The organism is Krasilnikovia sp. M28-CT-15 (assembly GCF_047159595.1).
In the GTDB taxonomy this organism is placed as follows: Bacteria; Actinomycetota; Actinomycetes; order Mycobacteriales; family Micromonosporaceae; genus Actinoplanes.
In genome coordinates this window covers 712,179-738,391 of record NZ_BAAGAK010000001.1, presented here as the reverse complement: position 1 = coordinate 738,391, position 26,213 = coordinate 712,179, and the positions used below count along the sequence as shown (strand labels likewise).

The window sequence follows — 26,213 nt, the reverse complement described above, 5'->3', positions numbered from 1 at the left end:
CCCCTATCGGAAATCGTTGAGCAGGCCGGCCCGCTCGCGGTCGAGCAGCAGTTCCATGCGGAGCCTGCTGCGGATGCGGTCGTAGAGCCGGACACTCAGTTCGTCGAGGTCCAGGTCGTCGGTGTCGATGGTGTGCCGCTCGGCGTGATCGTCGGCGCCCTGCCCGGTAGGCGCCGCCACCATCGATCCCGCCGCACCCGCGGCTCTGTGCGAACCCTGGGCGCCGTGGGAGCCGTGGGAGCCGTGGCCACCCTGGGCGCCGGGGCGGGCCGCGCCCACGCTGTCCGAGCCGGATCCGTCGCGGCCGGTCACCGTCGCGCCGTCCATGCCCAGCCAGCCAACCGCCATGTCGGCCACGTCGTTGCCGAGGGCGGTCCCGAAGTCCCGCCAGCTGCGGATACCCGGATCGCGGCCACGCTGCCCACCGGAGCGACCGCCGCTGCGGCCGGCTCCCCGCGCGTCCGCCCCGCTGCCGGTGCCGGTACCACCGCCGCCGGCGTCGACCTGGGCCCAGATGCGCGCTTCCTCATCCGGCGGGAGGGCGACGAGTTCGCCCTGCCCGGCCGCGACCCGCTGTTCGTTCATCCGCTCGAGGGCGGGCCGGGCCAGGCTGTTGAACCGCTCCTCGCGGCTGCCGCCGTCCCCGCCACCGGCGCCGGACCCGCGGCCCGGGGCGTCTCCGTCCTCCAGGCTCCACGAGGACAGCACCATTTCGCCGAGGTCGTTCGCCAAGGCATTTCCGACCGACGACCAGGACGGAGCGTTCGCCGATGTGGCCGGGGCATCGGGAGCGGCGGCCGTACCCGAGCTGGATGTGGTCGCGGTGGCAGTGGACGTGTCCGGTGTGGGCGTAGGCGGCTGTGCGGGTGGTGACGGCTGTGCGGGTGGTGACGGCGGGGCGGGTGGTGACGGCGGGGCGGCCGGCGGCGCCGCGACGGATCGCGGATGGTCGAGGGTTGACGACGGGCGGCGCTGCACCCGGCCGGTGACCCGCTGCGACGCCCCCGCGCCGAGCACGGCGATGGGCCGCGCCGTGGCGGCCCCGCCCGTGTCGCCACCGGGCCACCCTCCCCCGGTGAGGCCGGAAGGCCGGCTTCCCCCGGTGGATGACGCGCTGCCGGGTGATGCGGGAACCGGATCCGCGGGCGGCGGCCCGGCCGCCACGGCACGCGCGTGCCGCAGCGACGGCAGCGGCCGCCCGGAGCGGACCGCATCCTCGACCGCGACCGCCTCGGCCTCCAGATGCGCGCCGCCCGGGGTGCCCTCGTCGGGCAGCGCCGGGCCGAGCTGGCGTTGCTGCGCCACGTGCACCAGCTCGTGCGCGACGAGCGCCCGCGCCTGCGCGGTCGAGTCCGGCCCGGCCGCCGCGGGCAGATGCACCCCGTCGTCCACGGTGAACGCCGCGGCACCGGCCTGGGCGGCGCGCCGGTCCACGTCCGGGCCGCGGTGCACCAGCACCCCGTCGAGGTCCACCCCGGTGGCCTCGGAGACGTGCCGGGCCAGGTCCGCGGGGGGCGGCGTGGTCGTGGCGGTGAAGGGTCGCGGCGTCGGTTCCGCAACCACCATCGACCCGGGGCCGACGGGTGCGGACGGAAGCCGGGGCTCCGCGCTGCCGGCCACTGAAGGATGCCGGGGCTCCGCGCTGCCGGCCACGGACGGACGCCGGGGCTCCGGCGCGTCAGCCGCGGGCAGGTGTCGAGGCTGCGGGCCGTCCACCACGGACGGGTGCCGGGGCTCCGGGCCGTCCACCACCGAGGGGTGCCGGGGGCCGACAGACGGCGTCGTCGGCAGCGCCGGGATCCCGGCCGGCGCTGCCGAGACTGCGGGCGAGCCGGTCAGTGTCGCCGGTTCGGCGGCCTGTTCCGGCGAGAGGAAGGCCGGCCGCCCGGTGGGGGCAGGCGGCGCGGCCGGCTCGGGGTCCGCATCGGCGGCCTCAACATCCAGGGGTGCGCCGAGCCCGAGTCGGCCCCGCGGGCGTACCGGCCGCCGGGGCGTGGGTACGGCCCGCGGCGCCGCGACCGGGCGCGACGGGGGCGGAACGGCCCGCGGCGGCGTCGGGGCCGGGGCCGGGGCGGACGGAACCATCCCGCCGAGCACCGGGTCGAAGGCGGGCGCGGACGACAGGGCGCGCAGCCAGGCGGGCGCCCGGTGCGGCTGGGCCGGTTCGCGCGCCTCCCCCACGTACGCGGCGGTGGCGGCGGTCAGCGGGGCCTTGTCGGCCGGGCGGGTCACCGCGCGGACCGGGCGGGGGGCGGGGGGGACCGGCTCGGGCCGGGTCACGTCCAGGGCGGGCAGCACCTCCGCCAGACCGCTGACCCGTCCGGCGGGGCGGGCGGCGGGCGGCGGGGCCGTCGGGCGGCGCAGCAGCGGCCCGGTCCCGCTCACCGGCGGGGTGCCCATGGTCAGGCGGGGCGCGGTGACCACCGGCGCGAGCGGCGGCAGGGTCTGCCACGCCCGCCGGGCGGTCCCGGCGCCGGGCCGCCGGTCCAGCCCGGTGCCGTTCGGCTGGGGGGCACCGGTCGGCTGCTCCGGGACGGCTGGTGCGGCGTCCTTACGACGACGGAACGGCCATCGCATGGTCTCACCAGCCCTTCTCGTCCCGCTGCGTGTGGATCTTGCCGATCTCGGCGACGACCCGGGCCCGCGTGGGATGTTCCAGGTCGAGAATCTGGTCGAACGGCCAGTGCAGGTAGTAGGCGACGTACGCGACCTCCTCCCAGAGGCGGTCGATCGCGTACGTCAGGATCCCCCCGGTGCATCACCGGCCAGGTCGACGGCGAAGTCATGGCCGCAGTTCGGGCAGGTGACCGCCGCCTCGGTGCGCCCCTCGGAGTTGATCCGCCGGTACAGGTCCTGCAGGAACGCGAGGTCCGAGGCGAACAGGTTCTCCACCACGAACGTGTCCACGGACGGCAGCGATCCCAGCGAGGTGACGGTACGTTCCAGCAGCAGGATCGACAGGTACGCGCCGTTCTGCCGTACCCGTGGATCGGTCTGCGGCATGATCTCGTCGCGACCGGTGGCGAGGCGCATGACGCCCTCGCGGTGCACCCGCCCCTCCTCGTCCACGTAGCCGCGCGGCAGCACGAACGGATACTCCGTGCGCAGCACCTCGGTGGGAGCGGTCATCCGGACACCCGCTGGATGTGCTCGCACACGATCGTCACGGTCTCCATGAGCACCTCACTGGCGCCCGCCTTCAACGCGCTGATCTCCAGCTTGGACGGCCACGCGTTCTCCAGGTGGTAGCGGGCCACCGGCGCACCGTCGTAGTTGTACATGATCAGCGAGCAGCTCTTGCGGGCCGCGACGATGTTGCCCTGCAGCACCGCCTCGTGCCACGCCCACAGCTCCATCGACTGGTTCTTGCCGCGGGACAGCTTGAGCGTGGGCGGCGCGATCCTGCCCGGCAGCTTCTTGAAGATGACCTCCTTGTCGGTGGACTCCAGGAAGTCCACCGGCTGCACCTCCGTGGTGATGCCCTGCAGCTCGGAGAACGAGGCGATCTCGTACCCGTCGATGGTGATGGAGAAGCGCGCCGCGGTGAGCGCGTCGTTGGGCTGTGATGAACCGAGTCCACCTGGCATCTGAAGCTCCCCCTACCTACTCTTCGAGCCCGGCGCCGTCGGCGAACTGGGACAGACGGAAGATGACGAATTCGGCCGGCTTGACCGGCGCGACACCGATCTCGACGGTCAACATGCCGGCGTCGCGATTCTCCGGTGGGTTGTTCTCGGCGTCGCACTTGACGAAGAACGCCTGCGCCGGGGTCGACCCGAACAGCGCACCGTCGCGCCACACCCGGCGCAGGAACATGGTGATGGTGCGCTTCACCGAGTCCCACAGCTTCGGGTCGTTGGGCTCGAAGACCACCCAGTTGGTGCCGTTCAGGATCGACTTCTCGATGTAGTTGAACAGCCGCCGCACGTTGAGGTAGCGCCACTCCGGGTCGCTGGACAGCGTGCGCGCGCCCCACACCCGGATGCCCTGCCCCGGGAACGACCGGATGCAGTTGATCCCGTCCGGGTTGAGCTGGTCGTGCTCACCCTTGGTGAGGTTCAGCTCCAGCGCGATGGCGCCGCGCACGACCTCGTTGGCAGGAGCCTTGTGTACGCCGCGGGTCGCGTCGTTGCGCGCCCAGATGCCCGCCATGTGCCCGCTCGGCGGCATGAACGCCGGCGCCCCGGTCAGCGGGTCCATCACCTTGATCCACGGCCAGTACAGAGCCGCGTACTTGGAGTCGTAGTTGGCCTCGGCGCGCCACCCCTTGACCTGCTGGGCGTTGAGGCTGGGCGGGGTGTCCAGGATCGCCACCCGGTCGCGCATCAGCTCGCAGTGGGTGATCATCGCGTCCTGCACGGCCCGGACGCCCTCGTCGTCGAGCAGGCCCCGGTCCCGCGCGGCCATCAGGTCCGGCACGGACAGCATGGTGATCTCGTCGATCGCCTCCAGGCCCGCGAAGCCGGTGCGGTCGGCCGAGTTGCCGACGTACACGTTGGGCTCGACGCGGGCGGCGGGCTCCACGGCGTTGCCCGCCAGTGGCACCTCGACCCCTTGCCGGGGCAGCGTGGCCACCCGGGCGCCGCGGGTCTCCTCGACCTCGATCAGCTTCGACTGCTGCTTCACGGCGGTCACCACGTTGGACGGCCCCCGCCGTACGGTGAGCCCCTCCATGGCCTCGACCACCGCGCCACCGCGCTTCACCAGCAGCGTGAAGTTCTCGTCGGCCGGGTCCTGGCCGCCCACCACCTCGACCGTCAGCGGTGCCCCACCGGCCGCCGCGGGCAGCGCCCGGACCGCGAACGCGATGCGGCCGTCGTCGCCCACCGCGGGCAGCTCGCCGCGCAGCACCGGCGGCTCGGCCACGCTCTCCGAGCCCACCCGCACGATGTACGCGCTGCCGCCGCCGTTGGCGAAATACCCGTACACGGAATGCGCCAGGTACGAGCCGGGGATGAAACCGCCGAAGTTCTGGGTGTACTGGGTCCAGTTGGTGACCAGCGTCGGCTGGTTCAACGGGCCCTTCTCGGCGAACCCGACGAAGGCGGCGACCGCGGTACCGGCGGCCTCGATGGGTCGGGAGCCGGAGGACACCTCCTCCATGTAGACGCCAGGCGACAAGTAGCTGCTGGCCATCGGACCTCCCTGTGGCGAACGGACGCCTGTCAGGGTGGCCCGCAGGTGGCAGCGCGGGCAGCGGCTGGCGGGCGACGACGGGTGCACCCGTGGCCGCCCCTTCGGGCAGCGGCGGGTGCACCGGTGGTCGCCCGGCCACGCTGGCCGCGGCGGGCCCGCGGCGCCGAGCATCGGAGCATGGCTGGCGGGAGGTCCGGGTGATCGCCGACGTGAACCAGGCCCTGCGCGGCTTGCTCACGCCGCTGCTGCCGGACGCCTGCGAGGTCCGGTTCGGTGCCCCCGCCCCGCCCGGCGTGGAGACCGGACCGGACCGGCCCAGCCTGGTGTGGTTCCTGGCCGGGGTCCGGGAGGACGAGAAGGCCGCGGAGACCGACTGGGAAGACATCCGGAACGCCGACGGCCGGGTCGTGGCCCGGCGCCCGCCGGTCCGTCGCTTCGACCTGCACTACCTGGTGACCACCGAGGCCACCGACCCTGCGGTCGAGGCTGCGTTGTTGGATGCGGTGCTGGTGGCGGTCGACCCGGGCCGTCGGCTGGCGCCGGAACTGCTGGGCGAGGCGATGGCCGGGCGGCCGGTCATGTTGCGACTGGGTGAGCCTTCGTTCCCGGTGCAGCCGTCGCGCACCACCCTGAGCGTGATCGCCAGTGCCCCGCTGGTCCTGCCGCTGGTCACCGACATCGCCGGGCCCGCCGACAACATCCGCCTCGGCGTCGCACCACCGGGGCGTCCCGCTCCCGCACCGTCACAGCCCCGCCGGACCGGACGCTGGAGCAGTGCGGCCATCGACGAGCAGGATTGAGCGAAATGGCCGATCGTGGCGCGAATCGGCTACTTCGATGAGTCGTACCTGGCAACCAAGTTCGGCCATTGCTTCACCGCACTCGGTCGTGGTGACGTCGCGCAGCGGTTCGCGTCCCGGTCGCTCAAGATGGACGGACGGCAGTTTTTGCCCGAGGGGCGCCAGTTCAATCTGGTACTGCTCGCGGTTGCCCATGCGCAGGCTGGCGAACTGGAGGAAACGGCGCGGGTTGGCAGCGATGCCGTCGACGCTGTGGAAGGGCTCCACTCCTCGCGGGCTCGGGACTACCTGGCAGAACTCGCGGATCGGCTCTCACAGCACGTAGGGATCCCCACGGTGCGCGACTTCGCCGAACGAGCACGGCCAGCGCTCCAAGTTACCTAGAGTTCCCCGGTTGCCTTCAACAGGAGCACGGCCAGTAGCCCGCAGACCGACCCGGCGCCGACAATCTCGCCGCTGTCGACGTGCTGGCGAATTTCAGCAAGGGGAATCCAGCCGACGCGCTCAGCCTCGTTGACGTCCGGCGACGAGCCGGTGAAGTCAGCACCGCGAGCCAGGTAGACGACGTTCTCCTGATCGACAGTTCCCACCATGGGTTGAAACGTGATGAGCCTTTCCATGCTGCGCGGACGCCAGCCCGTCTCCTCCTCGACCTCCCGAGCCGCGCAGGTCATGGGATCCTCGTCCGGGTCCAGATAGCCACCAGGTAGTTCCCAGACCCAACGATCCATGATGAAGCGGTGCCTCCACATCATGAGGACGCGCTGGTCATCGTCGAGAACGATGACCATGGCGGCGCTTGGCACGCGAAGGACGTACTGCTCGAATCGCACACCGTCGGGCAGTTCCACCTCGGCAATGCTGAGGACGGCACGGCGGGTGTCGTCGACGATGCGTTCCCCGTGGATGGTCCACTCGCTGGCACGCTTCGGCTCCACGCTCATGAGCGAACCATAGCCGCCGATCCCGGGTTGACCGCGACGCCGTTGCCCGTCGGCTGACAGCGGCTGACGCCAGCAACCTCCTTTCTCGGTCACGTGCCCGTCACGTCTTGACCTCATGACGTCTGACCAGCGGAGAGCAAGTACCAACTCCTGACCAGACGCCGTGCGTCGAGATCGACGGCTTGTGGGTTCGCCTCACGGGAAGGCGGGAGATGGCAGGGGAGACGCGCTATGCGCGGTCAGTCGAGCGGCAGTTGAGCGAGGCTCCGGCACCCCTCAACGAGCACCAGACCTTGAGCGCGTGGTCCTGCCACCGGTGACCGACATCGCCAGGCCCGCCGACAACATCCGCCTCGGCATCGCGTCTCCCGGCCGCCCCGAGCAATCATCACGACCACGCAGCGAGGGCCGTTGGCGCAAGGCGTCCATCGACGAAGACTGACGACCTCCTGCCCGGTGTCGACCCGTGTCGCCCGCCTCATCACGCAGTGGGACGGGGCCCGTCATTCGCATCCACATCGGTCTGCGGAGCGTCGAGCGCGTTAGACAGATCCTCACTGGCGGAGTCGAGGTGTTGGAGCTTTCTGACCGCTTCCGACACCGTTGCCCATGGAAATCCTTCGTCCGGATTGTCTCGCACTGCGCCAGGCATTGTCTGTTCCGTAAGGACAAAACGAACGCCATCGCCTTGTAGCGTGCGAATGCTACGCGTGTAGGCCGAATGGTTCGCCAAGGCACAGTTCATCCATGGCGCCATGATCATGGGAGCCTTCTTGCCGAGCGCCTCGCACAGAATTGCGGTGGCGAGCGTGTCGCTTATACCGTTCGCAAGCTTGTTGACAGTGTTGAATGTGGCCGGTGCAACAACAATGACATCGGGGGGTGGAAGAAGGTCTGGCGCGTCTGGATCCTTGAATTTGGAGCGAACGGGATGGCCGGAAATTTCCGCCAAGTCCTCGGCATCGATGAATGCCAACGCCGCCGGACTCGCTATCACGCAAACGTCCCAGCCGCTGTTGATCATCTCTTTGACGAAGCCGCTGCTGCTCGCAGCGTTGCCGGCGCCGCAGACGACGACATAGAGTACATGTCCCATCGATGTCACGTTACCGATCCTCCAACCATGGCGTCTGCCATGGGCGCCATCGGCGTCAAGTGTGCATGAGCACGGGAGCAACGGCGATGAAGGACAAGACTGGCGTTGGCGCGAACATTCGCCGCCACAGACGCGCACGCGGTCTCAGCCTCGATCAGGCAGCCGGCTTGGCAGGCATCAGCAAGCCCTACCTGTCCCGCTTGGAGCGTGGGGAACGCTCAACGGACTCGCGTGCGCTGCTCGACCGCATCGCCGCCGCGCTTGACGTCTCGCTCACTGACTTGACGGGCCAACCGCACCCTTCGACCCGGCGTGAGAACGCCGACGCGCTCCGAGGTGTGCGCGCAACTCGGCTGGCGCTGCTTGACCCTGGCGGCCCCCTGGTGCCCGATGCGCAGATTGCCGCTGCTATGGATGGGCTCCTTGAGCTGATGGAAGGGTGCGATCTGGTCCGTCAAGCCAGGGTGGTACCGGATTTGTTGCGGTGGACGCAGTTGGACGCAGCCAGGGACCCGGCCGTCAACAAGCAGCGACGAGTTGTGTTTGCCGCCTACGCGGCAATGTTCCTCATGAGGAACCTTGGGGAACATGATCTGGCCTGGATGGCGGCAGAACGGATGCGTAGCGCTGCGGAGCAAGCAGAAGACCTGCCCACGCTCGGATTCGCCGCGTATGGTCAGGCGCACGCGCTCGCACCTGCGGGAGCCGTACGGAGGGCCACGGCGGTCGCCTTGGCGGCGCTTGAGACCCCGATGACCGGCGCAGAAGGAAGGGTCTGCTGCACCGGTAGGTGACATCTGAGATGGCTTGCCCTGTGGGTGAGCTGGAAGGATGTCGCTGTGCCAAAGCCATACCCCCAAGAGTTCCGCGACGACGTCGTGCGGGTTACCCGTGAGCGTGACCCCGGTGTGACGGTCGAGCAGATCGCGAAGGACTTCGGGGTCCATCCGATGACGTTGTTCAAGTGGCTGCGTCAGGCCGACGTCGACGCCGGTGCCAAGCCGGGTGTGACCCGCACCGAGTCGGCCGAGCTGCGGGAACTTCGACGACGGAACAAGCTGTTGGAGCAGGAGAATGAGGTCCTGCGTCGGGCTGCGGCGTACTTGTCGCAGGCGAACCTGCCGGGAAAAGGCTCTACCCGCTCGTGAGTGAGCTGGCCGCTGAGGGGATCCCCGTGGCGGTGACGTGCCGGGTATTGAACATCGCTCGTCAGCCCTACTACCGGTGGCTGGCCCGGCCCGTGACCGACACCGAGGTGATCCAGGCGTACCGGGCCAACGCCTTGGTCGACGCGCACCGCGACGACCCGGAGTTCGGCTACCGGTTCCTCGCTGACGAGGCCCGCGCCGGTGGGCAGCCGATGGCTGACCGGACCGCGTGGCGGATCTGCTCGGGTAACGGCTGGTGGAGCGCGTTCGGCAAGAAGCAGCGCGGCAAAGGGCGCAAGGTCGGCCCGCCGGTCCACGACGACCTGGTCCGCCGCGACTTCACCGCCCAGGGCCCGAACCGGCTGTGGTTGGCCGACATCACCGAGCACCACACCGGTGAGGGCAAGCTCTACCTGTGCGCGATCAAGGACGTCTGGTCCAACCGGATCGTCGGCTACAGCATCGACACCAGGATGAAGTCCTGCCTGGCCGTGGCCGCGCTCAACAACGCCGCCGCCCGACGCGGTGACCTGTCCGGCTGCGTACTCCACACCGACCGTGGGTCGCAATTTCGATCCAGAAAGTTCGTCCGGGCCCTCGATGGTTACCGGATGGTCGGATCGATGGGTCGGGTCGGCGCCGCCGGGGACAACGCGGCCATGGAGTCGTTCTTCGGCCTGCTGCAGAACAACGTCCTGGACCGGCACGCATGGCGTTCCCGCGAACAGCTACGGATCGCGATCGTGACCTGGATCGAACGGACCTACCACCGCCGCAGACGCCAACGCTCGCTGTCCCGATTGACCCCTATCGAGTTCGAGACCATCATGACCCCACCGGCCAGTCAGGCCGCGTGACTACACCTGTCACCAATCGGTGCAGCAAACCCGAATGAGCGCCAGAGGCTCTTGCTTGCTCGTCGCCGCCTCAACATCTGCCGCCCAAGGGCAAGTCGACCACGCTCGCGACCTGCTCCGGGAAGCCGCCTCGATCGACTTGGGCACGACGAACCCATCCACGATTGCGGGCTTCACCTCATTCACACAGTGGAATGTTCTTATGCATCAGGTCGCCGTCGAGGTGGAGGCCGGAAGTCCTGGGGCAGCCCTAGCCTTTGCGAAGCCCCTCTCAGGCGTGGCGATCGGCAATCGTGAACGCATGTCTTATTTGTGGGTAGACATCGGACGAGCCCTTCTTCAGCTGGATCGATACTCGGAGTCCGTAGACGCCTTCCGCCGTGCAGAACGTGCGGCACCGCTACGGATCAGCCTGAGCCCCATTGTCCGCAACAGCCTGCGAGAGCTGCTCGCTCGCAATCCTCGCAGTGTCAACGGCTCATCACTGCGCGGACTCGCGGAACGGTGTGGCGCGCTCAGCGACACGTAGGTGGTTGCCAGCTCGGCAACTCAGGCGGCTTGCACTCCCGCAAGCTGTCTTCCATGACCAGTGTCAAGCAGTTTTCACGTCAGCGTGTGACGAGGCGGGGGCGAGGAAGCCCAGCCGGTCAACCGTTCCAGAACGTGATCCTCGGAAGTGGACCGGAACGAAGGACGCATCAAAGAAGGCGTCGCATTCTGCGCCGCGCACGCTGTACCTGCGGGTTGCCTTGGCCCTGCCTTGAGCTGAAGCTGCAAGAGATCCGCGAATCCCCCCGGTTCTCGATTCCGGCCAACGCCCCGGCCTGGACGATCGCCACGCAGGCATACCCGCAGGTCGGCCGCACGGGGCAGCTCACCCCGGGCCAGCAGCACCGCTCCGCCGGCCGGTGGCGTCGCTGATCAACACCCCAGCACCACGCACCCAAGTTGTGCTCAAAATTCCGGCCGCGTCGCGTTTCCGGCGGCGTGGGTGGACCGACCCCCAGCATTACCGACAGAAGGGAAGTCATGGAAACCACGACACCCACCCCGGCTGAAGTGGGCCGCCGCGCTACGGAGATCCTGGCACTGATCAAGGGTACGGAGGAGTTTTCCCGGCTGGAACGCTCCTCTCAGGCGTACACGGACTGTTGGGCAACCTTCACCGGCTACCCGCTGGTTGCCAACTGGGACCTGACGTCGGACACCCCACCGCTGTTTGAGGAAGCCCTTCGGGTCCTCGCCCTCAAGTCCGCGGTGTTCGAACTGTCCGACGGCGACGAGCACGTGGCCGAGCTGGAAATCAGCGCCCCGGTCGACGAGATGGTCCACGCAGTGCTGGCCCAGTACACCTTGTGCCAGAGGCTGACCGAGAGGATCGGTATCGGGTTCGTTCACATGACCGACCAGGAACGCTTCACTTACGAGGTCGACGGCTACACCGACCAGTGCTACCGCGCGGCCGGATGGGGCGAGCCGAACCGGCGGTACTGGCTGGATCGGGCGGAGATGGGCCGTCGCCTGGACATCCTGGGCCGTAAGTACGAGAGCATCGGCATCCAGGCCGAAGGCCGCAGCCATCGCTTCACGTTCGAGGAGCTCACGCCGACTGAGGCCGCCACGACGAGGGCCACCGTCTAATACGCACCGGATCAACCCCCTGCCAGCTCCACGGTCAGCACGCGGCGCATGGCTGTCACAACGTCTCGCTCGGCGAAACGCTCGGCGGCCAGTGTCTCCGCTGCCGAGAGCGCCTGATGGATGCGGGCCGAGCCGGCGGCGCGGACGACCGCGATGATCCACCCTTCGAGATTGGTGACGTCGTCGGGCATCTCCAAGGCATCACGGGTCGGTGCCGGCGGTTCTTCCGGGATCGTCGGCACCGGCACACCTTGGGAGCAGTACGCCCCGGGCGGCAGGCCGACGCGGTACGGGTGGACGCAGACGGGAACGTCGGTGCGGACGTCAACGCGGCAGCCGACCTCCGGGTCGTACCGCGACGTCGGGCCGGGGCGGTCGGTCACGTCGAACTGACCCAGCGGCATCGACTGCGCCGGGCAGACGACGCACGTCGCGTCGCGCAGTTGGTCGGACGTCATCGCCATGGCTGCACGGTACATGTTCAAACCAACCGAAAGCAGGCATCGATGAGCGCATCGGCGTTACCCAGGACCCCGTTCGTCACGGCGGCGATCTTGCTGGCGCGACAGTGGTGTGAGGGCCAGGTCATCGATGGGTCTCCCGCCATCGGACACGCCCTCAAGGTGGCACGCAAAGTCGTGGAACATGTTCCCGGTGCGGCACCGGATCTGATCGCCGCGGTGATCCTGCATGACGCGCCGTACTTCGCACCTACGGACATCGACCTGGATGCCACCCTGGCGAGGCAGCTCAGCCCTGCCGTGTCCCGGCTCGTCCGGGCGATTCAGCGTGAACACGACACCATGGACAAATCCATTCTGCCCGAAGTGAGTGTCAACGAGCCCGACGCGGTGATCGCAAGCGCGGCCGACAAGGTGGTCAGCGTCGGCGCCATCCTCCACCGTGCCCGCCACGCCGCGAATCCTTCCGCGTTCTGGTCTGCCCGTACCGCATTTCTGAACCGGACGGCCTACTTCGTCGCCTTCGCTGAGGCAGCGAGGTCTGTCCTACCTCCGACTCTCACCGAAGAATTGGAACGGGTTGTCAATGCCGCCCTTATCGTCACGGGCCCCTACGTTCCGGCTGGTGGCACGCAGGCGTACGCGATCCCGAATCGGTCGCCGAGCACACCATGCGTGCCGCCCAGTTAGCTGCCCTGATCGCTGCCGAGGAGGGAGCCGACCCCGCGCCTCGATCCCGCGTCACCGCACCTACCGCTGAACCTCTACACATTGCACGCCCTCATAGCGTCTCGACCGTCGCTGCTCAGCGGCCGGCCGGCCACCCGCGCGTCCCTCGCCGACGCGCTCGATAGGCTCGCGTCCACCCCCGCCCTGGCCCGGACCGAGCATGATCGACTCGTGGCGCTCCTGTACGCAATGCGCATCACAGACCGATAGAAAGGAACCACCGTGCCAGAGGACGCAGAGGCGCTCGCCGGATTCGGTTATGAACTCGGGTTGTTGAAGCGCATCCGCCGCTCCGGCTGGTGGCATGCAGGCGTACGGGATCCCGAATCGGTCGCCGAGCACACCATGCGTGCCGCCCAGTTGGCCGCGCTGATTGCCGCCGAGGAGGGAGCCGACCCCGCCCGGGCCGCGTTCCTGGCGCTGTGGCACGACAGCCAGGAGACCCGTACCGGCGACCTGCCGCACACAGCTGCCGCCTACCTGACCAAGCCTGATCCGCGCCAGATCACCGCCGACCAGACAGACCATCTGCCGGAACAGTCCCGCGAGATGGTGCGCGGTGCCGTTGACGAATACGAGTCACGCGAGACGCTCGAAGCCCGGTGCGCCAAGGACGCCGACAAGCTGGAGATGCTCCTCCAAGCTGTCGAATACCGCGACATCGGCGTGCAGCGAACGGAGGGCTGGATCGACTCGGCGCGGAAGGATCTCCACACCGAGACCAGTCGGCGAATCGCCGGGGCAGCCGTCGACTTGTCGCCTCTGTTCTGGCGTGACCGCTAATACTCCAACCGGGATGTTGACCTTGGTTGGGCAGGCGATTCGAGCCGGGGCTGAGACGAGGGCGCCGGAAGTCGCGGGCTATCCTGGTGGGCCGCAACAACGGGGAGAACTTCGATGAGCAATCTGCCACAACGGCCCGACCATCATCAGCCGTTCGACCCTCCCCTCTCCCCGACCACACCGCAGGTGCCCGGGTTCCCCTACCCGCAGTCGCATGGCGCAGTGAAGCCCCCCGCAGGCAGCCATTCCGGCGCCCACGCCCTCTCGCCTGCCTATCCGCCCCCGATCTGGCACGGTGGCCTCCCGCGGATCAACAGGATGGCGATCGCGTCGCTGGTCACCTCGTCGGTCGCCTTGGTGATCGAGTACACCACCAACATCCTTGCCGGAGCCCCGATCGGCGTCGTCGGGGCGATCCTGGGCCACGTCGCCGCGCGGCAGATCCGGCGCACCGGCGGGAGCGGCCGCATCGTCGCACTGGCCGGAATCACCCTCGGTTGGATCCCCTCAGTGGTTCTGCTGTTGGTGTTTGGATTGTTTGTCACCGTTGTCCACGGCAATGGCTAGCTCTAATCCTCCTGGCCGGGGATGTTGATCGTGACTGGGCAGGCGATTCGAGCCGGGGCTGAGACGAGGCCAGCCACCATCGATCATGGACAGTGGTGCGCCCCGGGATGACACAGCGGTTGCTGTCGGAGCCGCCGGTCGTTGCCGAACTGGTCCACGACGAAGTCGTGGAGATCATCCGGCTGCAGGAACGCACGGGTCAGGGCCCGCCCCCCGTCAGGTCGACCCGGTCATGGTGCCCTGACGAGTCGTACCACGCAGCTCACATGTGAACCTGATTGCCTGCGCGACAGCCGAAGTGACTTTGAGCTGGGCATATCCTCGCGGCGGGGCCTCGGGCATGCACCGCGCCGCCTTCGGTCTCGGAACGACAACGGATGACCTCGATCGATCGGTCCCGGGTCTGGTGGCCGAGCTTTCTGCGACATAATCCGGTCCATGCGGGGGAGAACGAAGTGGATCGGGCTCGGCGCGATAGGTCTGGTGCTTGGCCTCGCGGCGGCGGGCACGTGGCGGTACGAGGAGCACGTCCACCGTCAGCCGGACTGGCAGATCCACCACACTGCACTGCCCGACGCGGCAAATAAGGTCGACAATGTGCTCGCCCGCTTCGAGCTCGACCACGTCGACAAGGCCGGCGACTATCTGCACTCGGCTGGCCAGCACCCCGACGTCCAGGTCCTCTCGGTCACCGGGCAGACCCACTGGCAGACCGGCGTGACCCTGATACTGAAGGTGACGGGTCACGGTGTGGCGCGCGGCTTCGATCAGGTGGTGCTCCACCAGGCCGACGTGCCGATCTGCTTCCGCCTGCAGATGGGTCCGGAGAAAGACAGCCGCGACGACGACATCGACTGCCCGGCGGGAACGCCGCTGCCGGTTCCTAAAGACCCGTCCCTGCAGGGCGTCGACGAGCGCCTCCAGAGCGCGCTGAACCCCGTCGGCCCGAACGAGTCCGCCGTCCGCGCGGCGGTGGCCGGACTGAAACTAGACCCGGCCATCCACCAGGATTTCGCCGTTCAGGACGGCATCGTCGGGGTGGCGCTGCGCGGCAGCCAGTACGACTGCGTCGTCGCGCGTGTCGCCGCCCCGGGGGACGTGACACTCTGGCGGCCGTCGCACACCCAGCTGGCCCCGGGCGAGTTGGACTGTTCGGCCGGGCTGGCGTTGGGGGGCGAGTTCAACACCTCCCCGCACTGAGAACTCAGCCGGTGCTCAGCTGGTGCCGGAGGTTGGACGGCAAGCTCAAGATTCCGGCGACGCGGCCAGGGCGGCAGCGATGGACGCTTCGGCGGTGGACTTGTCGACGCCGAGGCCGGCGAGGACGCCCGTGCCGTCTTCGAGTTCGAGCAGCGCGAGCAGGATGTGTTCGGTGCCCACGTAGTTGTGGTTCATCCGCAGCGCTTCTCGGAACGTCAGCTCCAGGCCCTTCTTGGCGTGCGCGTCGAACGGGATGAGCGCGGGCACGGACTCGGCTGCCGGCGGCAGCGTCGCGACGGCGGTCTCCCGGACGGCGTCGAGTGACACTCCTTGCGCGACGATCGCCCGGGCCCCGAGCGCGGCCGGGTCCGCCACCAGGCCGAGCACCAGATGGGCGACGCTGATCTGGTTGCTGCCCCGGGCGCGGGCTTCTTCCTGCGCCGTCACGACGACCTTTCTGGCCCGGTCGGTGAAGCGGCTGAACCCCTGGCTGGCGTCGAGGTCCGGCGCCTCCCCCTTGGGAACGAACCGCTTCTGGGCCGCTTGTTTGCTGACGCCCATGCTGCGGCCGATCTCCGTCCAGGAAGCGCCGGAGCGGCGCGCCTGGTCGACGAAGTGCCCGATCAGGTGGTCCGCGACGTCACCGAGGTGGTCGGCGGCCAGCACCGCGTCGCTGAGCTGGTCGAGGGCGTCCGGGTGATTCTTCTTGATGGCTTCGATCAGATCGTCGAGCCGGATCGAGCTGGTGATGGGTTCTGTTGGCGTCATGCGTCAACCATAGGTTGACGCTCGCCTGAAGTCAACCCAAGGTTGACGGCTCCGTTCTGACGGTCGCGGTGTGGGACCTACGCCGCCGGCCCGAGTTCGGCGATGACGGCGGCCATTTCCTCGGCGTCGGCCTCAAATGCGGTGTGACCGGCGAGTGGGTCACGCGCATGCAGCGTGTGAAGCACCGGCGAATGCGGGCCGCCCAGTTCGATCAGCGACGCGGATGCGCCCTTGACCGCCCGCATGGCCCCGGGGGCGGCGGTGAGATCGATGCGGGTGACCACGCCCGGCGTGACCCAGACGGGCACGGCCGCGAACATGCCGAACAGCTGAAGGTGAAAGTGTCCGCAGAGCATCATCCGTACGTCGGTGCCCGTGATCTGATCTGCCAGATCCTGGCCGTTTCGGAGCCCGAGGACACTGTGAAACTCCACCCCCGGGACCGCGACGGGAGGGTGGTGAAAGGCCAGGACGGTTCCGTGGGGTGCCGGATCGGCGAGAACGGTACGCAGCCACACCAGTTGCGCCGTACTGATGTGCCCGTACCCGGCACCCGGCACGAGCGAGTCGAGCGTGACCATCCGGTATCCCCCGACCATGGTCACCGCCGCACGTTCACCGTCAGCGCCGTCGAACCGGGCCTGCGGCCGGTCTCGCCCATCGGCGTCGAAATGGCCGCTGCCGAGCACCGCGGTGAATGCCGCCCGGTCGTCGTGATTGCCGGTGCTGAAGATCGCTGGGATGCGGCGCCGGCGGGCGAACGCGCCGACGAGTTCCCACGCCTCGGTGTACGCCTCGGCAGAGCCGTCGTCGGCGATGTCCCCGGTCACCACGACCACGTCCAGACCGGGGACCGCACGGCAGTCGTGCAGCATGCGACGCAACGACTCACGGGGGTCGACGCCGTCACCGTCGGAACCCGGCGCTTGAGTCAGGTGAGTATCCGACAGGTGCAGGATCCGCATCCCGCAAACCTACCGACGATCGTTTCGGGTCGTCAGGTGTCGCGGGGTGCGCGGCGGCGCGGCGGTGGCGGCGGTGCCATGGCGGCGGTCCCGCTGTGCAGCTGCTGCTGGGTCGGCTCCGGCACCCCGAGGCGGGCCAGCATGTCCGCGTACCGGCGCCGCGCCTCCAGCGCCTTGGCCGGGGTGGCGCTGCGGGCGTACGCGCGCAGCAGCACCTGCCACGCCTCGTCGTCGTGCGGGTCCAGCGCGATGCACTGCTCGGCGGCGCGGATCGCGTCGGCCACGTTGCCCTGGGTCAGCTCGGCCGTGGCCAGTTCCCGCGCCACCCGGGTCGCCAGGTGCCGGTACTGGTCGCGCGCCTCGACCGCCCATTCGGCGGGCCCCTCCTCGGGCAGCAGATCCCCACCGTACGCGGCCAGCGCGGCGCGCATCGCGTCCACTTCGGACGCGAAACTGCCGGAGCGGCGCTGCTGCTGCCAACGCTGCACCGCCTTGGTGAACGCCGCGGTGTCGGCGTAGCTGCCGGTCGGCAGCACGATGCCGTACGCGTCGCCGGAGCGCACCAGCATCTGCGCCTTTCCCCGCCCGCTGTCGGGTTCGAGCAGTCCGCGCAGCGCCGAGATGGTCACCTGCAGGTTGCGGGTCGCGGCGGCCGGGGGCAGGTCGGACCAGAGCGCCTCGATGAGCACCTCGCGGTGCACGAACCGGCCCGCGTGCATGGCCAGCAGCCGCAGCGCGCTGCGGGCGCGCGGGCGGACCCGCGCCAGGTCGACGGGGCGGCCGCTGACCGCCATCGTGAAGCCGCCGAAGCAGCGGATCTGCACCGCGGCGGCGGGGGTGGTGGTGGCGGCCGCCGCGTACGTGGCGACCCAGAACTTGAGCGTCGTGCGGGGCAGCTCCGCCTCGGCCGCCCGGTCCGCGGCGGCCCGCAGCAGCACCGCCCGGCGCATGGGATCGGCCACCGCGACCGCCAGCATGCCCGCGACGGCGGCGCCGGGCACCCGGGCGGCTTCGGCCCGGTCGATGGCGGCCTGTCCCTCGCGGGCCGCCTCGGGGGCACCGCGACGGGCCCGGGCCAGCGCGCAGAAGGCGTCCGCCCAGGCGGCGATGGATTCGGCGCCCATCTCGGTGGCCTCGACGGACAGGGCGCCCAGCCGTTCCTCGTCGAGCCGTCCGTCGCGGACCTCGCAGATCACCCCGACGGACGTGACCAGCAGGTGTCCCCATCGGTCACCGGCCCGCCGGCAGGCGGCCGCGACCGCGTACGCGTCCACCGACGTGTACGGGCTGCGCCCGAGCGCCCGGGCCCCCAGCGCCAGCCGGGCGACCCAGCCCAGGCCCAGCATCTCGGCCTCGTCGGCGATCCGTTCCAGGGCGGCCGGGGACGCCTTGCCGCGCGCCACGGCCAGGCAGGTACGCACGAGCCGCAGCCCGAGCAGGGCGACCGCCGAGTCGCGGGCGTCGATGCCGACGGTGTGCGTCTCGCGGGTGATCTCGTCCGGCACTCCGCCGCCGTAGACCGCGCCGACCAGCCGGATCAGTTCCGCCTCGGCGGGGGTCAGTTCGGTCACCCGGCGGGTGTTCTGGACCGCGTTCGGGCCGACGGCCACCCGCAGCCAGGCCGTCCAGTGCAGACCCCTGGGGGGCAGTGACTCGGTCAGCAGCGACTCGACCTCGGCCAGCTGGGACCGGGCGGCATACACGCCGACCTCGCCGCTCACGTCGGCGCGGGACGCGAACATCGCCTCGGCGGCCCGGAATCGGTCGCGGGCCTGGGGCAGCTGCGCGTTGTTGAGGTGGTGCTCCGCCTCCGCGTAGACCAGCCACGGCTCGTCGTCGCGCTGCGCGGCGGGGACGAGCTCGAGCAGGTCGGCGGCGGGCGGGCGGACCACGACCGGTCCGTGCTCGGCCAGCAGCAGTCGCAGGGCGGACCAGTCGCCCGCGCGGGCCAGGGAGCGGGCCGCCTCGGCGGGTGCCTCCTCGTCCAGCAGGACCTCCGCGCTGCGCCGGTGCCATTCGCGCAGGCCCACCGGCCCGAGCTGCTCACCCAGGATCTGGGCCAGGTGCGCCCGGAACGGTGGCTCGTACCGGTAGCTGTCGCCGTGCGCGGTCATCGGCAGCGCGTACGTGCCGATGAGGCCCTCCAGCGTCGCGGCGGCGACCGGCGCGCCGGTGAGCCGGGCGCACCGGTCGGGGGTCAGCACGTCCAGTACGCAGGTGCGCACGAGCAGGTCGAGAATGTCCGGGGGCAGCCCGGCCAGCACGGACTCGTCGAAGAACTGGCGGAACGCGGGCCAGCGCTCCAACGGGGCAGCGGCGGCCCGGCACCGGTCGGCCATGGGGCGCCCGCGGGTGGCGCGGTGGAACAGCGCGAGCCCGGCGGGCCATCCGCCGGTGCGGCGGGCCAGCAGCGCGGTCTCCTCCGGGGGCAGCGGCTCGCCGTACCCCTCGTCGAGCAGCCGCTCCACCTCCCAGCGCCGGAACCGCAGGTCGTCCAGGCCGACCAGGCTGCCGTCACCGGCCAGCTCGTGGCGCAGCAGCGGCAGGCCGGGTGGCCGCCGGGCGGCCAGCACGATCTGTACGTCGCGCGGGCGGCGCGCCAGCACCTGGGCGACGACCTGCTCGCCGGGCGTACCGATGAGATGGTGGAGGTTCTCGAGCGTGAGCAGCAGTCCGCCCGGGTCCAGCGCGGCGTCCGCCATCGCCTCCAGCACCGCGGTGGACTCGTCGCGGGCTTCGGCGACCAGGCGGCGGGCGTCGCTCCAGGTACGCGCGGCCTCGGCGGGGGGCAGGTCCGGTGTGGGCCCGGCCGGGGCGGTGCCGGGCTCGAGGCGGGTGCGGCGGGCGGCGAGGACTGCCTCGACGAGCCGCGCCGCGGTGTCGCCGTGGGCCACCTCCATGGCGTCCGCCTGGTAGGCGGCTGCGGGCCCGGGATGGCGGCGGGCGTACTGCGCCAGCAGGGTGGTCTTGCCGAAGCCGGCCGGTGCGAGCACCAGAACGGGTCCTGCCGCGGTCGCCGCGTCGAGCTGGTCGAACAGCCGTACCCGCGCGAGCCCCAGATGTCCCCGTGTGCGGTGATCCACCTGCCGCCGATCCCTTCTGGTCGAGCCCGCGCCGCCGTCGGCGACCGGGGTCGTGACGGGGCCTTATCCTGCCGGGCATCGGCCACATCCATGAATACCGATGATCCGAGAATCCCATGGGAAACGGCGCGAGATCTCATTGAGCCGGGCAGGCGACAGCATCGACATCAGATCGTCGCAGAATGCATTATCCATCGGGCGCGCGGACCGCCCAGGCAAGGTCAGACCTATCGCCTCCAGATCAAGAATGGCTCAACCGGGAGATCACCACGCCGATAAGGGGCCCCGCACGCCTGGCACTGCCAGGCGTCATCACGGGGATGACCTGCCAGAAAGGCGACAGCTATGCGGCACCGGCTCGACAATTCCGCGCGGCCCCCCGAGGGCCAGCGCCGTGCGCTCGGCCGATTGGGCGACCTGCCGCTGGCGGCCAAGTTCTTCATCGCGCTGACGCTGCTGGCCGCGACCGCGCTGGGCACCGCCTGGAGTGGCCTGGTTGCCCAGCAGCACGCGAACGCGGCCGCCCGGGACACGTACCAGCACGCGCTGATCCCCTCGAACGCGCTGGAGTCGCTGCGGGCCTCGGCGCTTCGCAGCTTCCTGAACCTCACGACGCTGCCGTCGGCGAAGGACCCGCAGGCCAAGGCCGCGAAGATCCAGCAGATCCGCGCGGAGGACGCGGTCCAGGACAAGGCGTTCGCGACGTACCAGCAGCTGGGGATGCTCGGCAAGGACTCGCGCGTCGCCCAGGTCAAGGACAAGCTGGTCTCGTTCCGCGCCGAGCGGGACGCAACGCTGCTGCCCGCAGCCGAGGCCGGGCAGACCCAGGTCTACCTGAGCCGCTTCGCCGAGCTGTGGCCCGGCCTGACCCAGACCGGCGTGGTCATCACCGCCCTCATCAACGAGGAGAGCGCGCTGGCCGCCAAGCAGGCCAAGGCGGCCGAGGCGTCGTACCAGACGAACCGGCTGTTCGTGATCGGCATCCTCGCCGCCGGCCTCCTGCTGGCGTTCGGGGCGGCCTGGGCGGTGATCCACCAGAGTGTCCGGTCCATCAAGCGGATGGCGGCCGTCCTGAACCGGGTCAGCGCGGGCGACCTGACCCAGCAGGTCCAGGTCACCTCCGGTGACGAGATCGGCCGCATGGGCCACGCGCTCAACCACGCGACCAACAGCATGCGTACGACGTTGCGCGAGCTGGACGGCTCGGCCGCCGAGCTGGCCGCGTCCGCCCGCCACCTGACCGAGGTCTCCTCCACCATCGCCGGCGGCGTGGACCAGGTCGGCAGCGAGGCCGAGGCGGTGGCCATGGCCGCGGGCAACGTCTCGGACAACGTGTCCGCGCTGGCCACGGCGAGTGAAGAGATGGGCGCCTCCATCCGGGAGATCTCCCTCAACGCCGGGCAGGCCGCGGAGGTGGCCAACCAGGCCGTCACGGTCGCCGAGTCGACCACCGCAGTGGTCGCCCAGCTCGGCGAATCGTCGACGAAGATCAGCGACGTCGTCAAGGCCATCACCGCGATCGCCGAGCAGACCAACCTGCTGGCCCTCAACGCCACCATCGAGGCCGCCCGCGCCGGGGAGTCGGGCAAGGGCTTCGCCGTGGTGGCCACGGAGGTCAAGGAGCTGGCGCAGGAGACCGCCCGGTCCACGGAGGACATCGCGAGCCGGGTCGAAGCCATCCAGCAGGACACCAACAAGGCGATCGAGGCGATCGCCAGCATCACCACCATCATCGGTCAGATCAGCGACTACCAGACCACGATCGCGTCGGCCGTGGAGGAGCAGACCGCCACCAGCCAGGAGATCAACCGCAGCGTCAGCGACGCCGCGGGGGCCTCCGCGGGCATCGCCAGCAACGTGTCGGCGGTCGCCAGTGCCAGCCAGGTGGCCGGCTCGGGTGTCATCCAGACCCACGCGGCGGCCGAGCAGGTCGCCCAGATGTCGAACGACCTCAAGGAACTGGTCTCCCGCTTCACCATCTGATCGCAGGTTCACCCGAGGGGGTCGGCGCCCGAACGGCGCCGGCCCCCTCGTCCGTCTCCCACGTCCGGACCCCGGCCGCGGTTCGGGCTCAGGGCACGGCGCCGCGTGCCGAACGGATAGTTATGGCCACGGCACTGCTTGCCGCCGTAGTGATCGTCAAGGACGAGGCCGCGATGCTCCCCGCGTGCCTGGAGTCACTGGCCGGGGTGGTCGACGAGGTCCACGTGCACGACACGGGCTCCGCCGACGGCACCCCGGAGCTGGCCGTCGAGTACGGCGCCACGGTCACTCGAGGCGGGTGGGGCGACGACTTCGCCGCCGCGCGCAACGAGGCGCGGCGCGGCTGCCCGGCCACCTGGATCCTCGCCCTCGACGCCGACCACCGTGTCATGGGCGACGCCGGCGAGCTGCGGACGCTGCTGGCGGCCACCACCGCGGAGGCCCTGCTAACGGAGGAAGAGAACGCTCAGCAGGCGAGCGCCCACTACCGGCTCGAGCCCCGGCTGTACCGGCCCGACACGGTGCTCTGGACCGGCCGGGTCTACGAGCGGCTGGTCCACCCCGACGGGACGGCCCCGAACCAGGCGGCCGTACCCGCGTCCGCCCTGCGGCTGCTCCACATCGGCCACGCCACGTACGCGGACCGGATCCGCCGGGCCGAACGCAACCTCCTCCTGGCCCAGCGCAGCCTCGACGAATTCGCCGCCCAGGGACCGGCCGCCGACCGCGAGCAGGTCGCCCGTACGCTGCTCGGCTTCGGCCGTGACTGCCTGGCGGCGGACCAGCGGCCGCAGGCCGTCGAGACGTTCCAGCTGCTGCGCGCACTGTTCCCGGCGACACCGGAGTGGCGTCAGGCCACGGATGCGCTGACGGGGTTGATGGTGACGGCCTGCTACGACAAGCTGTGCCAGGTCCTGGCCGATCTGTTGCGCAAGGCCGGAGACGCCGGCGTACGGTGACCGGCCGTGCAGCCAGGCTTTCCACACGCGGCTGAAAATCTGCTGCGCTGAGGGATAGATCCGCCCGCCTGAGGCGTCTGTATCTGCGGTCAAGGAACTGGGGCGGGTGAGTGGACGAAAACGAGCGGACGCAGCTGACCGAGTTCGTGGAGAGCCGTACTCCGGCGCTGATGCGGGTGGCCTACCTGCTCACGGGGGACCGGCACGCCGCGGAGGACCTCCTGCAGTCGGCGCTGGCCAGGACCATCGCGAAATGGCCCAGCCTGCGCAACGCCGACCCCGAGGGATACATCCGTACGGTCATGCACCGCGAGCAGCTGAGCTGGTGGCGGCGTCTGCGCCGATATCGGGAGATCCTTCTCAACCCCGTCAATGAGGTGGCTGATCCCGATTCGAGTACCGACACCGACATCCGGCTTGCCATGCGTACGGCGTTGCGGCGGCTACCGCCCACCCAACGCACCGTGGTGGTCCTCCGCTATTACGAGGACCTCACCGAGACGCAGGTGGCCGAGGTGCTGGGGTGCTCGGTCGGAACCGTACGGAGCCGGACCCACCGGGCGATCGCCCGGTTGCGGAAACTGCTGCCGGACATCGATCGCCTGGAGGTGCTGCGATGAGCACCGCGTTTGAGGACCTCATCCGCTCCGCTCTGTCCCAACTAGCCGAGGAGGCACCGACTGTGACTGGACAGCTCGCCCGAGCGGAGCAACGTTTGCGGACCCGCCGCCGCGTGGTCCTGGGTCTGGCGGCAGCGGGGGCGGTGGGCGCCATGGTCATCGGCGCGCCGCTGGCGTTCGCCGACGGCGGCGCCCCGCGCAAGCCACCGGCCGCGCCGGAGGCACCGCAGAGCACCGGCCCGGCGCCGCTGCCCTCCACGCCGCAGCCGTCCGCGCCCACGCCGCTGCCGTCCGACCCGGCGCCAACGCCATCCGGGCCGGCACCGGTGCCGTCGACTCCGGCGCCGCCGCCGGACACCACCGGACCGGCCCCTGCACCGACGACTCCGTCGATGCCACAGAGCGAATACCCGACGCCGGCGCCGACGACCCCGCAGACCAGCCGGCCCGCGCCCGGCCCGTCCACGTTCCCGACGCACTACCCGACCACCCCGACCACCCCGCCCGGCCCGACCCCGCCCGGCCCTACCTCGGTCGGGTAACCCGGCGGCGACCCGTCCCGGGTCTGGCCACCCAGAGGTCAGGCCCGGGCCCGGACCCGCCTGCGCACAAGGGCACCTCGCGGCCTCGGGTACACTTCGTGTAGCGGCTCGCAGTGCGTCTGCCTCGAGCCGCCTTTCGATGTCGACCATCATGCGCCGGGACCCGACTGGTCTGTGTCGCGCAGGACGACCCTTCCAGGTTCGGAGATTTCATGGCGGCCCGCCGCCCGCACAACACACCTTCGTCTTCTGACGTCACATTCGCCGACCTCGGCCTGCCCGCCGCACTCATCAAGGCGCTGGCCGCCACGGGCGTGACCAAGCCCTTCCCGATCCAGGCCGCGACGCTGCCCGACGCGCTCAACGGCCGGGACGTGCTCGGCCGGGGCCGCACCGGCTCAGGCAAGACCTACGCGTTCGTGCTGCCCCTGCTGGCCCGGCTGGCCGCCAGCGGGTCGCCGCGTCGGCCCGGGCGCCCGCGTGCCCTGATCCTCGCGCCCACCCGCGAACTCGCCACCCAGATCAGCGTGTCGATCGCGCCGCTGGCCGAGGCGCTGTCCCTGCGTACCCTGACCGTCTTCGGCGGGGTCGGCGCCAACCCGCAGATCGCCGGGCTGCGCAAGGGCGTGGACGTCCTCGTGGCGTGCCCCGGGCGCCTCGCCGACCACGTACGGGCGGGACACGCGCACCTGGACGCCGTCGAGGTCACCGTGCTCGACGAGGCCGACCACATGGCCGACCTCGGCTTCCTCCCGGTCGTCCGGCGTCTGCTCGAGCAGACTCCGCGCTCCGGGCAGCGGCTGCTGTTCTCGGCCACCCTCGATGCCGGGGTCGACGTCCTGGTCCGCCAGTTCCTCACCAAGCCGGTGACCCACAGCGTCGACTCGGCGCTGTCGCCGGTCTCGGCGATGTCGCATCACGTGCTGCACGTCCGCGACGACGAGCGCTTCGGGGTGCTGGTCGACCTCGCCGCCGCGCCGGGCCGCACGGTGGTCTTCACCCGCACCAAGCGGGGCGCCAAGACGCTCACCAAGCGCCTCGCCGCCGCCGGAGTCCCGGCCGTCGAGCTGCACGGCAATCTCGCCCAGAACGCCCGCAACCGCAACCTGACGGCGTTCTCGGACGGCTCCGCGAACACGCTGGTGGCGACGGACATCGCCGCCCGCGGCATCCACGTCGACGACGTCAGCCTCGTGATCCACGCCGACCCGCCGGTCGAGCACAAGGCGTACCTGCATCGCTCCGGCCGCACCGCCCGGGCGGGTGCCGAGGGCACGGTCATCACGCTGATGACCGACAGCCAGGTCCCCGAGGTACGCGACCTGATCCGCAAGGCGGGCATCGTGGCCGCGACCACGCGGGTGGGGCCCGGGAGCCCGAAGCTGACCGAACTCGCCCCCGGCGAGCGCACGTTCGTCGCGCCGCCGGTGGCCGAACCGGCCGCGGAAGCGCCCAGGCGCGCCCGTCCGGCGCGCAACGCCACCCGGCGTCCGGCCCAGCCCCGCACGGCTCAGTCCCGCACGGCTCAGCCCCGCACGGCTCAGCCCCACACGACCCAGACACGGACCGGTCAGGCCCGGACCGCCCAGGCCCGGACCGGTCAGCCCCGCTCGGGCAGGTCCGGCGCGGCGGCCCCGGCGCCCCGGTCGGGAGCCGAGCGGAGCGACGCGTCCACGACGGCGGCATCGGCCGCGCGCCCTTCGAGCGCCTCGGCCTTCTCGTCGCGGACCCGGGTCGGCGCGCGCCGCGGCGGTCGCTGACAGCGTTCAAGGTCTGCGCGGACAAGCGCGAAAGCTACGGGACGACTCGTCCTGACGTGAGCCTCCGGCACTCGAGCCGGAGGCTCACTCCGTATGGCCCGTGTCCTGACTCGGCGGGTGTGGAGGGCGGGTTCCGAGGCCTCCGGCGCCGTCCGCACGGCGAAACGAGAG

Annotated in this window: 26 protein-coding genes; 15 read left to right on the top strand and 11 right to left on the bottom strand. The window is 70.5% G+C overall.

The window, feature by feature from the left end; genetic code table 11:
* Window positions 1-3: 3 nt before the first annotated feature.
* The 5 genes from ACMCNO_RS03590 to ACMCNO_RS03570 are packed head-to-tail and all read right to left on the bottom strand — an operon-like array spanning window position 4 to window position 5,136.
* Window positions 4-2,577 (bottom strand): DUF4157 domain-containing protein, encoded by a 2,574-nt coding sequence (locus ACMCNO_RS03590; RefSeq protein WP_412747987.1) that lies wholly within the window; start codon window positions 2,575-2,577, stop codon window positions 4-6.
* Between the two features lie 4 nt (window positions 2,578-2,581).
* Window positions 2,582-2,731 (bottom strand): DUF6760 family protein, encoded by a 150-nt coding sequence (locus ACMCNO_RS03585; RefSeq protein ID WP_412753601.1) that lies wholly within the window; start codon window positions 2,729-2,731, stop codon window positions 2,582-2,584.
* 8 nt (window positions 2,732-2,739) lie between these two features.
* The gene (locus tag ACMCNO_RS03580) at window positions 2,740-3,129 is read right to left on the bottom strand and encodes a hypothetical protein (protein ID WP_412747986.1); all 390 of its coding nucleotides are present in this window, start codon (window positions 3,127-3,129) and stop codon (window positions 2,740-2,742) included.
* Entirely contained in the window at window positions 3,126-3,587 is a 462-nt protein-coding gene (locus tag ACMCNO_RS03575) for a phage tail protein (RefSeq protein WP_412747985.1), read from the bottom strand. The genes ACMCNO_RS03580 and ACMCNO_RS03575 overlap by 4 nt, the downstream gene beginning before the upstream one ends.
* Before the next feature lie 16 nt (window positions 3,588-3,603).
* Entirely contained in the window at window positions 3,604-5,136 is a 1,533-nt protein-coding gene (locus tag ACMCNO_RS03570) for a phage tail sheath family protein (RefSeq protein WP_412747984.1), read from the bottom strand.
* Between the two features lie 89 nt (window positions 5,137-5,225).
* Here ACMCNO_RS03570 and ACMCNO_RS03565 point away from each other — a divergent pair, with 89 nt between their 5' ends.
* Window positions 5,226-5,936, top strand: coding sequence for a Pvc16 family protein (locus ACMCNO_RS03565; protein WP_412747983.1), 711 nt, complete (start codon window positions 5,226-5,228; stop codon window positions 5,934-5,936).
* A gap of 15 nt (window positions 5,937-5,951) precedes the next feature.
* Entirely contained in the window at window positions 5,952-6,320 is a 369-nt protein-coding gene (locus ACMCNO_RS03560) for a hypothetical protein (protein WP_412747982.1), read from the top strand.
* Here the strand turns inward: ACMCNO_RS03560 and ACMCNO_RS03555 are convergent.
* On the bottom strand, window positions 6,317-6,880 hold the full coding sequence (locus ACMCNO_RS03555) for an NUDIX hydrolase (RefSeq protein ID WP_412747981.1): 564 nt from the start codon (window positions 6,878-6,880) through the stop codon (window positions 6,317-6,319). The genes ACMCNO_RS03560 and ACMCNO_RS03555 overlap by 4 nt on opposite strands.
* A 316-nt stretch (window positions 6,881-7,196) precedes the next feature.
* On the opposite strand from ACMCNO_RS03555, the gene ACMCNO_RS03550 reads away from it, so the two are divergent.
* Window positions 7,197-7,322, top strand: coding sequence for a hypothetical protein (locus tag ACMCNO_RS03550; RefSeq protein ID WP_412747980.1), 126 nt, complete (start codon window positions 7,197-7,199; stop codon window positions 7,320-7,322).
* 39 nt (window positions 7,323-7,361) lie between these two features.
* Here the strand turns inward: ACMCNO_RS03550 and ACMCNO_RS03545 are convergent, their stop codons facing one another.
* Entirely contained in the window at window positions 7,362-7,976 is a 615-nt protein-coding gene (locus ACMCNO_RS03545; protein WP_412753600.1) for a flavoprotein, read from the bottom strand.
* A gap of 86 nt (window positions 7,977-8,062) precedes the next feature.
* Between ACMCNO_RS03545 and ACMCNO_RS03540 the strand changes: the two genes are divergently transcribed.
* From ACMCNO_RS03540 to ACMCNO_RS03530, 3 genes are all read left to right on the top strand, one after another.
* Complete coding sequence (locus ACMCNO_RS03540; RefSeq protein WP_412747979.1) at window positions 8,063-8,770, top strand: helix-turn-helix domain-containing protein; 708 nt, start codon at window positions 8,063-8,065, stop codon at window positions 8,768-8,770.
* Between the two features lie 45 nt (window positions 8,771-8,815).
* A protein-coding gene (locus ACMCNO_RS03535) for an IS3 family transposase (protein ID WP_412747766.1) occupies window positions 8,816-9,981 on the top strand; the annotation gives its coding sequence in 2 pieces (ribosomal slippage) (window positions 8,816-9,100 and window positions 9,103-9,981; 1,164 coding nt in all).
* A 1,029-nt stretch (window positions 9,982-11,010) separates the two neighbouring features.
* Window positions 11,011-11,622, top strand: coding sequence for a hypothetical protein (locus ACMCNO_RS03530; RefSeq protein WP_412747978.1), 612 nt, complete (start codon window positions 11,011-11,013; stop codon window positions 11,620-11,622).
* A gap of 11 nt (window positions 11,623-11,633) precedes the next feature.
* Here ACMCNO_RS03530 and ACMCNO_RS03525 read toward each other — a convergent pair whose 3' ends face one another.
* On the bottom strand, window positions 11,634-12,086 hold the full coding sequence (locus ACMCNO_RS03525) for a hypothetical protein (RefSeq protein ID WP_412747977.1): 453 nt from the start codon (window positions 12,084-12,086) through the stop codon (window positions 11,634-11,636).
* A gap of 42 nt (window positions 12,087-12,128) precedes the next feature.
* Here ACMCNO_RS03525 and ACMCNO_RS03520 point away from each other — a divergent pair, with 42 nt between their 5' ends.
* The 4 genes from ACMCNO_RS03520 to ACMCNO_RS03505 all read left to right on the top strand — a co-directional run bounded on the left by ACMCNO_RS03520 (window position 12,129) and on the right by ACMCNO_RS03505 (window position 15,362).
* Window positions 12,129-12,773: a hypothetical protein gene (locus ACMCNO_RS03520; protein WP_412747976.1), complete on the top strand. Its 645-nt coding sequence runs from the start codon at window positions 12,129-12,131 to the stop codon at window positions 12,771-12,773.
* Between the two features lie 261 nt (window positions 12,774-13,034).
* Window positions 13,035-13,595 carry an HD domain-containing protein gene (locus ACMCNO_RS03515; RefSeq protein WP_412747975.1) on the top strand — a complete coding sequence of 187 codons (561 nt, stop codon included), beginning with the start codon at window positions 13,035-13,037 and terminating at the stop codon, window positions 13,593-13,595.
* Window positions 13,596-13,709: 114 nt separating this feature from the next.
* Window positions 13,710-14,162 carry a DUF4190 domain-containing protein gene (locus ACMCNO_RS03510; RefSeq protein ID WP_412747974.1) on the top strand — a complete coding sequence of 151 codons (453 nt, stop codon included), beginning with the start codon at window positions 13,710-13,712 and terminating at the stop codon, window positions 14,160-14,162.
* 438 nt (window positions 14,163-14,600) lie between these two features.
* On the top strand, window positions 14,601-15,362 hold the full coding sequence (locus tag ACMCNO_RS03505; RefSeq protein WP_412747973.1) for a hypothetical protein: 762 nt from the start codon (window positions 14,601-14,603) through the stop codon (window positions 15,360-15,362).
* Between the two features lie 45 nt (window positions 15,363-15,407).
* Here the strand turns inward: ACMCNO_RS03505 and ACMCNO_RS03500 are convergent, their stop codons facing one another.
* The 3 genes from ACMCNO_RS03500 to ACMCNO_RS03490 all read right to left on the bottom strand — a co-directional run bounded on the left by ACMCNO_RS03500 (window position 15,408) and on the right by ACMCNO_RS03490 (window position 20,178).
* Window positions 15,408-16,130: a Clp protease N-terminal domain-containing protein gene (locus ACMCNO_RS03500; RefSeq protein WP_412747972.1), complete on the bottom strand. Its 723-nt coding sequence runs from the start codon at window positions 16,128-16,130 to the stop codon at window positions 15,408-15,410.
* A gap of 77 nt (window positions 16,131-16,207) precedes the next feature.
* The gene (locus tag ACMCNO_RS03495) at window positions 16,208-17,095 is read right to left on the bottom strand and encodes a metallophosphoesterase family protein (protein WP_412747971.1); all 888 of its coding nucleotides are present in this window, start codon (window positions 17,093-17,095) and stop codon (window positions 16,208-16,210) included.
* 32 nt (window positions 17,096-17,127) lie between these two features.
* Window positions 17,128-20,178: a BTAD domain-containing putative transcriptional regulator gene (locus tag ACMCNO_RS03490; RefSeq protein ID WP_412747970.1), complete on the bottom strand. Its 3,051-nt coding sequence runs from the start codon at window positions 20,176-20,178 to the stop codon at window positions 17,128-17,130.
* Window positions 20,179-20,523: 345 nt separating this feature from the next.
* Between ACMCNO_RS03490 and ACMCNO_RS03485 the strand changes: the two genes are divergently transcribed.
* The 5 genes from ACMCNO_RS03485 (at window position 20,524) to ACMCNO_RS03465 (ending at window position 26,042) form a co-directional block, all read left to right on the top strand.
* Window positions 20,524-22,161, top strand: coding sequence for a methyl-accepting chemotaxis protein (locus ACMCNO_RS03485; protein ID WP_412747969.1), 1,638 nt, complete (start codon window positions 20,524-20,526; stop codon window positions 22,159-22,161).
* 122 nt (window positions 22,162-22,283) lie between these two features.
* Window positions 22,284-23,120 carry a glycosyltransferase gene (locus tag ACMCNO_RS03480; protein ID WP_412747968.1) on the top strand — a complete coding sequence of 279 codons (837 nt, stop codon included), beginning with the start codon at window positions 22,284-22,286 and terminating at the stop codon, window positions 23,118-23,120.
* A 110-nt stretch (window positions 23,121-23,230) separates the two neighbouring features.
* The gene (locus ACMCNO_RS03475) at window positions 23,231-23,740 is read left to right on the top strand and encodes a SigE family RNA polymerase sigma factor (protein WP_412747967.1); all 510 of its coding nucleotides are present in this window, start codon (window positions 23,231-23,233) and stop codon (window positions 23,738-23,740) included.
* Window positions 23,737-24,282 (top strand): hypothetical protein, encoded by a 546-nt coding sequence (locus ACMCNO_RS03470; RefSeq protein WP_412747966.1) that lies wholly within the window; start codon window positions 23,737-23,739, stop codon window positions 24,280-24,282. The genes ACMCNO_RS03475 and ACMCNO_RS03470 overlap by 4 nt, the downstream gene beginning before the upstream one ends.
* Window positions 24,283-24,494: 212 nt before the next feature.
* Window positions 24,495-26,042, top strand: a complete 1,548-nt coding sequence (locus tag ACMCNO_RS03465) for a DEAD/DEAH box helicase (protein WP_412747965.1) — start codon at window positions 24,495-24,497, stop codon at window positions 26,040-26,042.
* The last annotated feature ends 171 nt before the right edge of the window (window positions 26,043-26,213 follow it).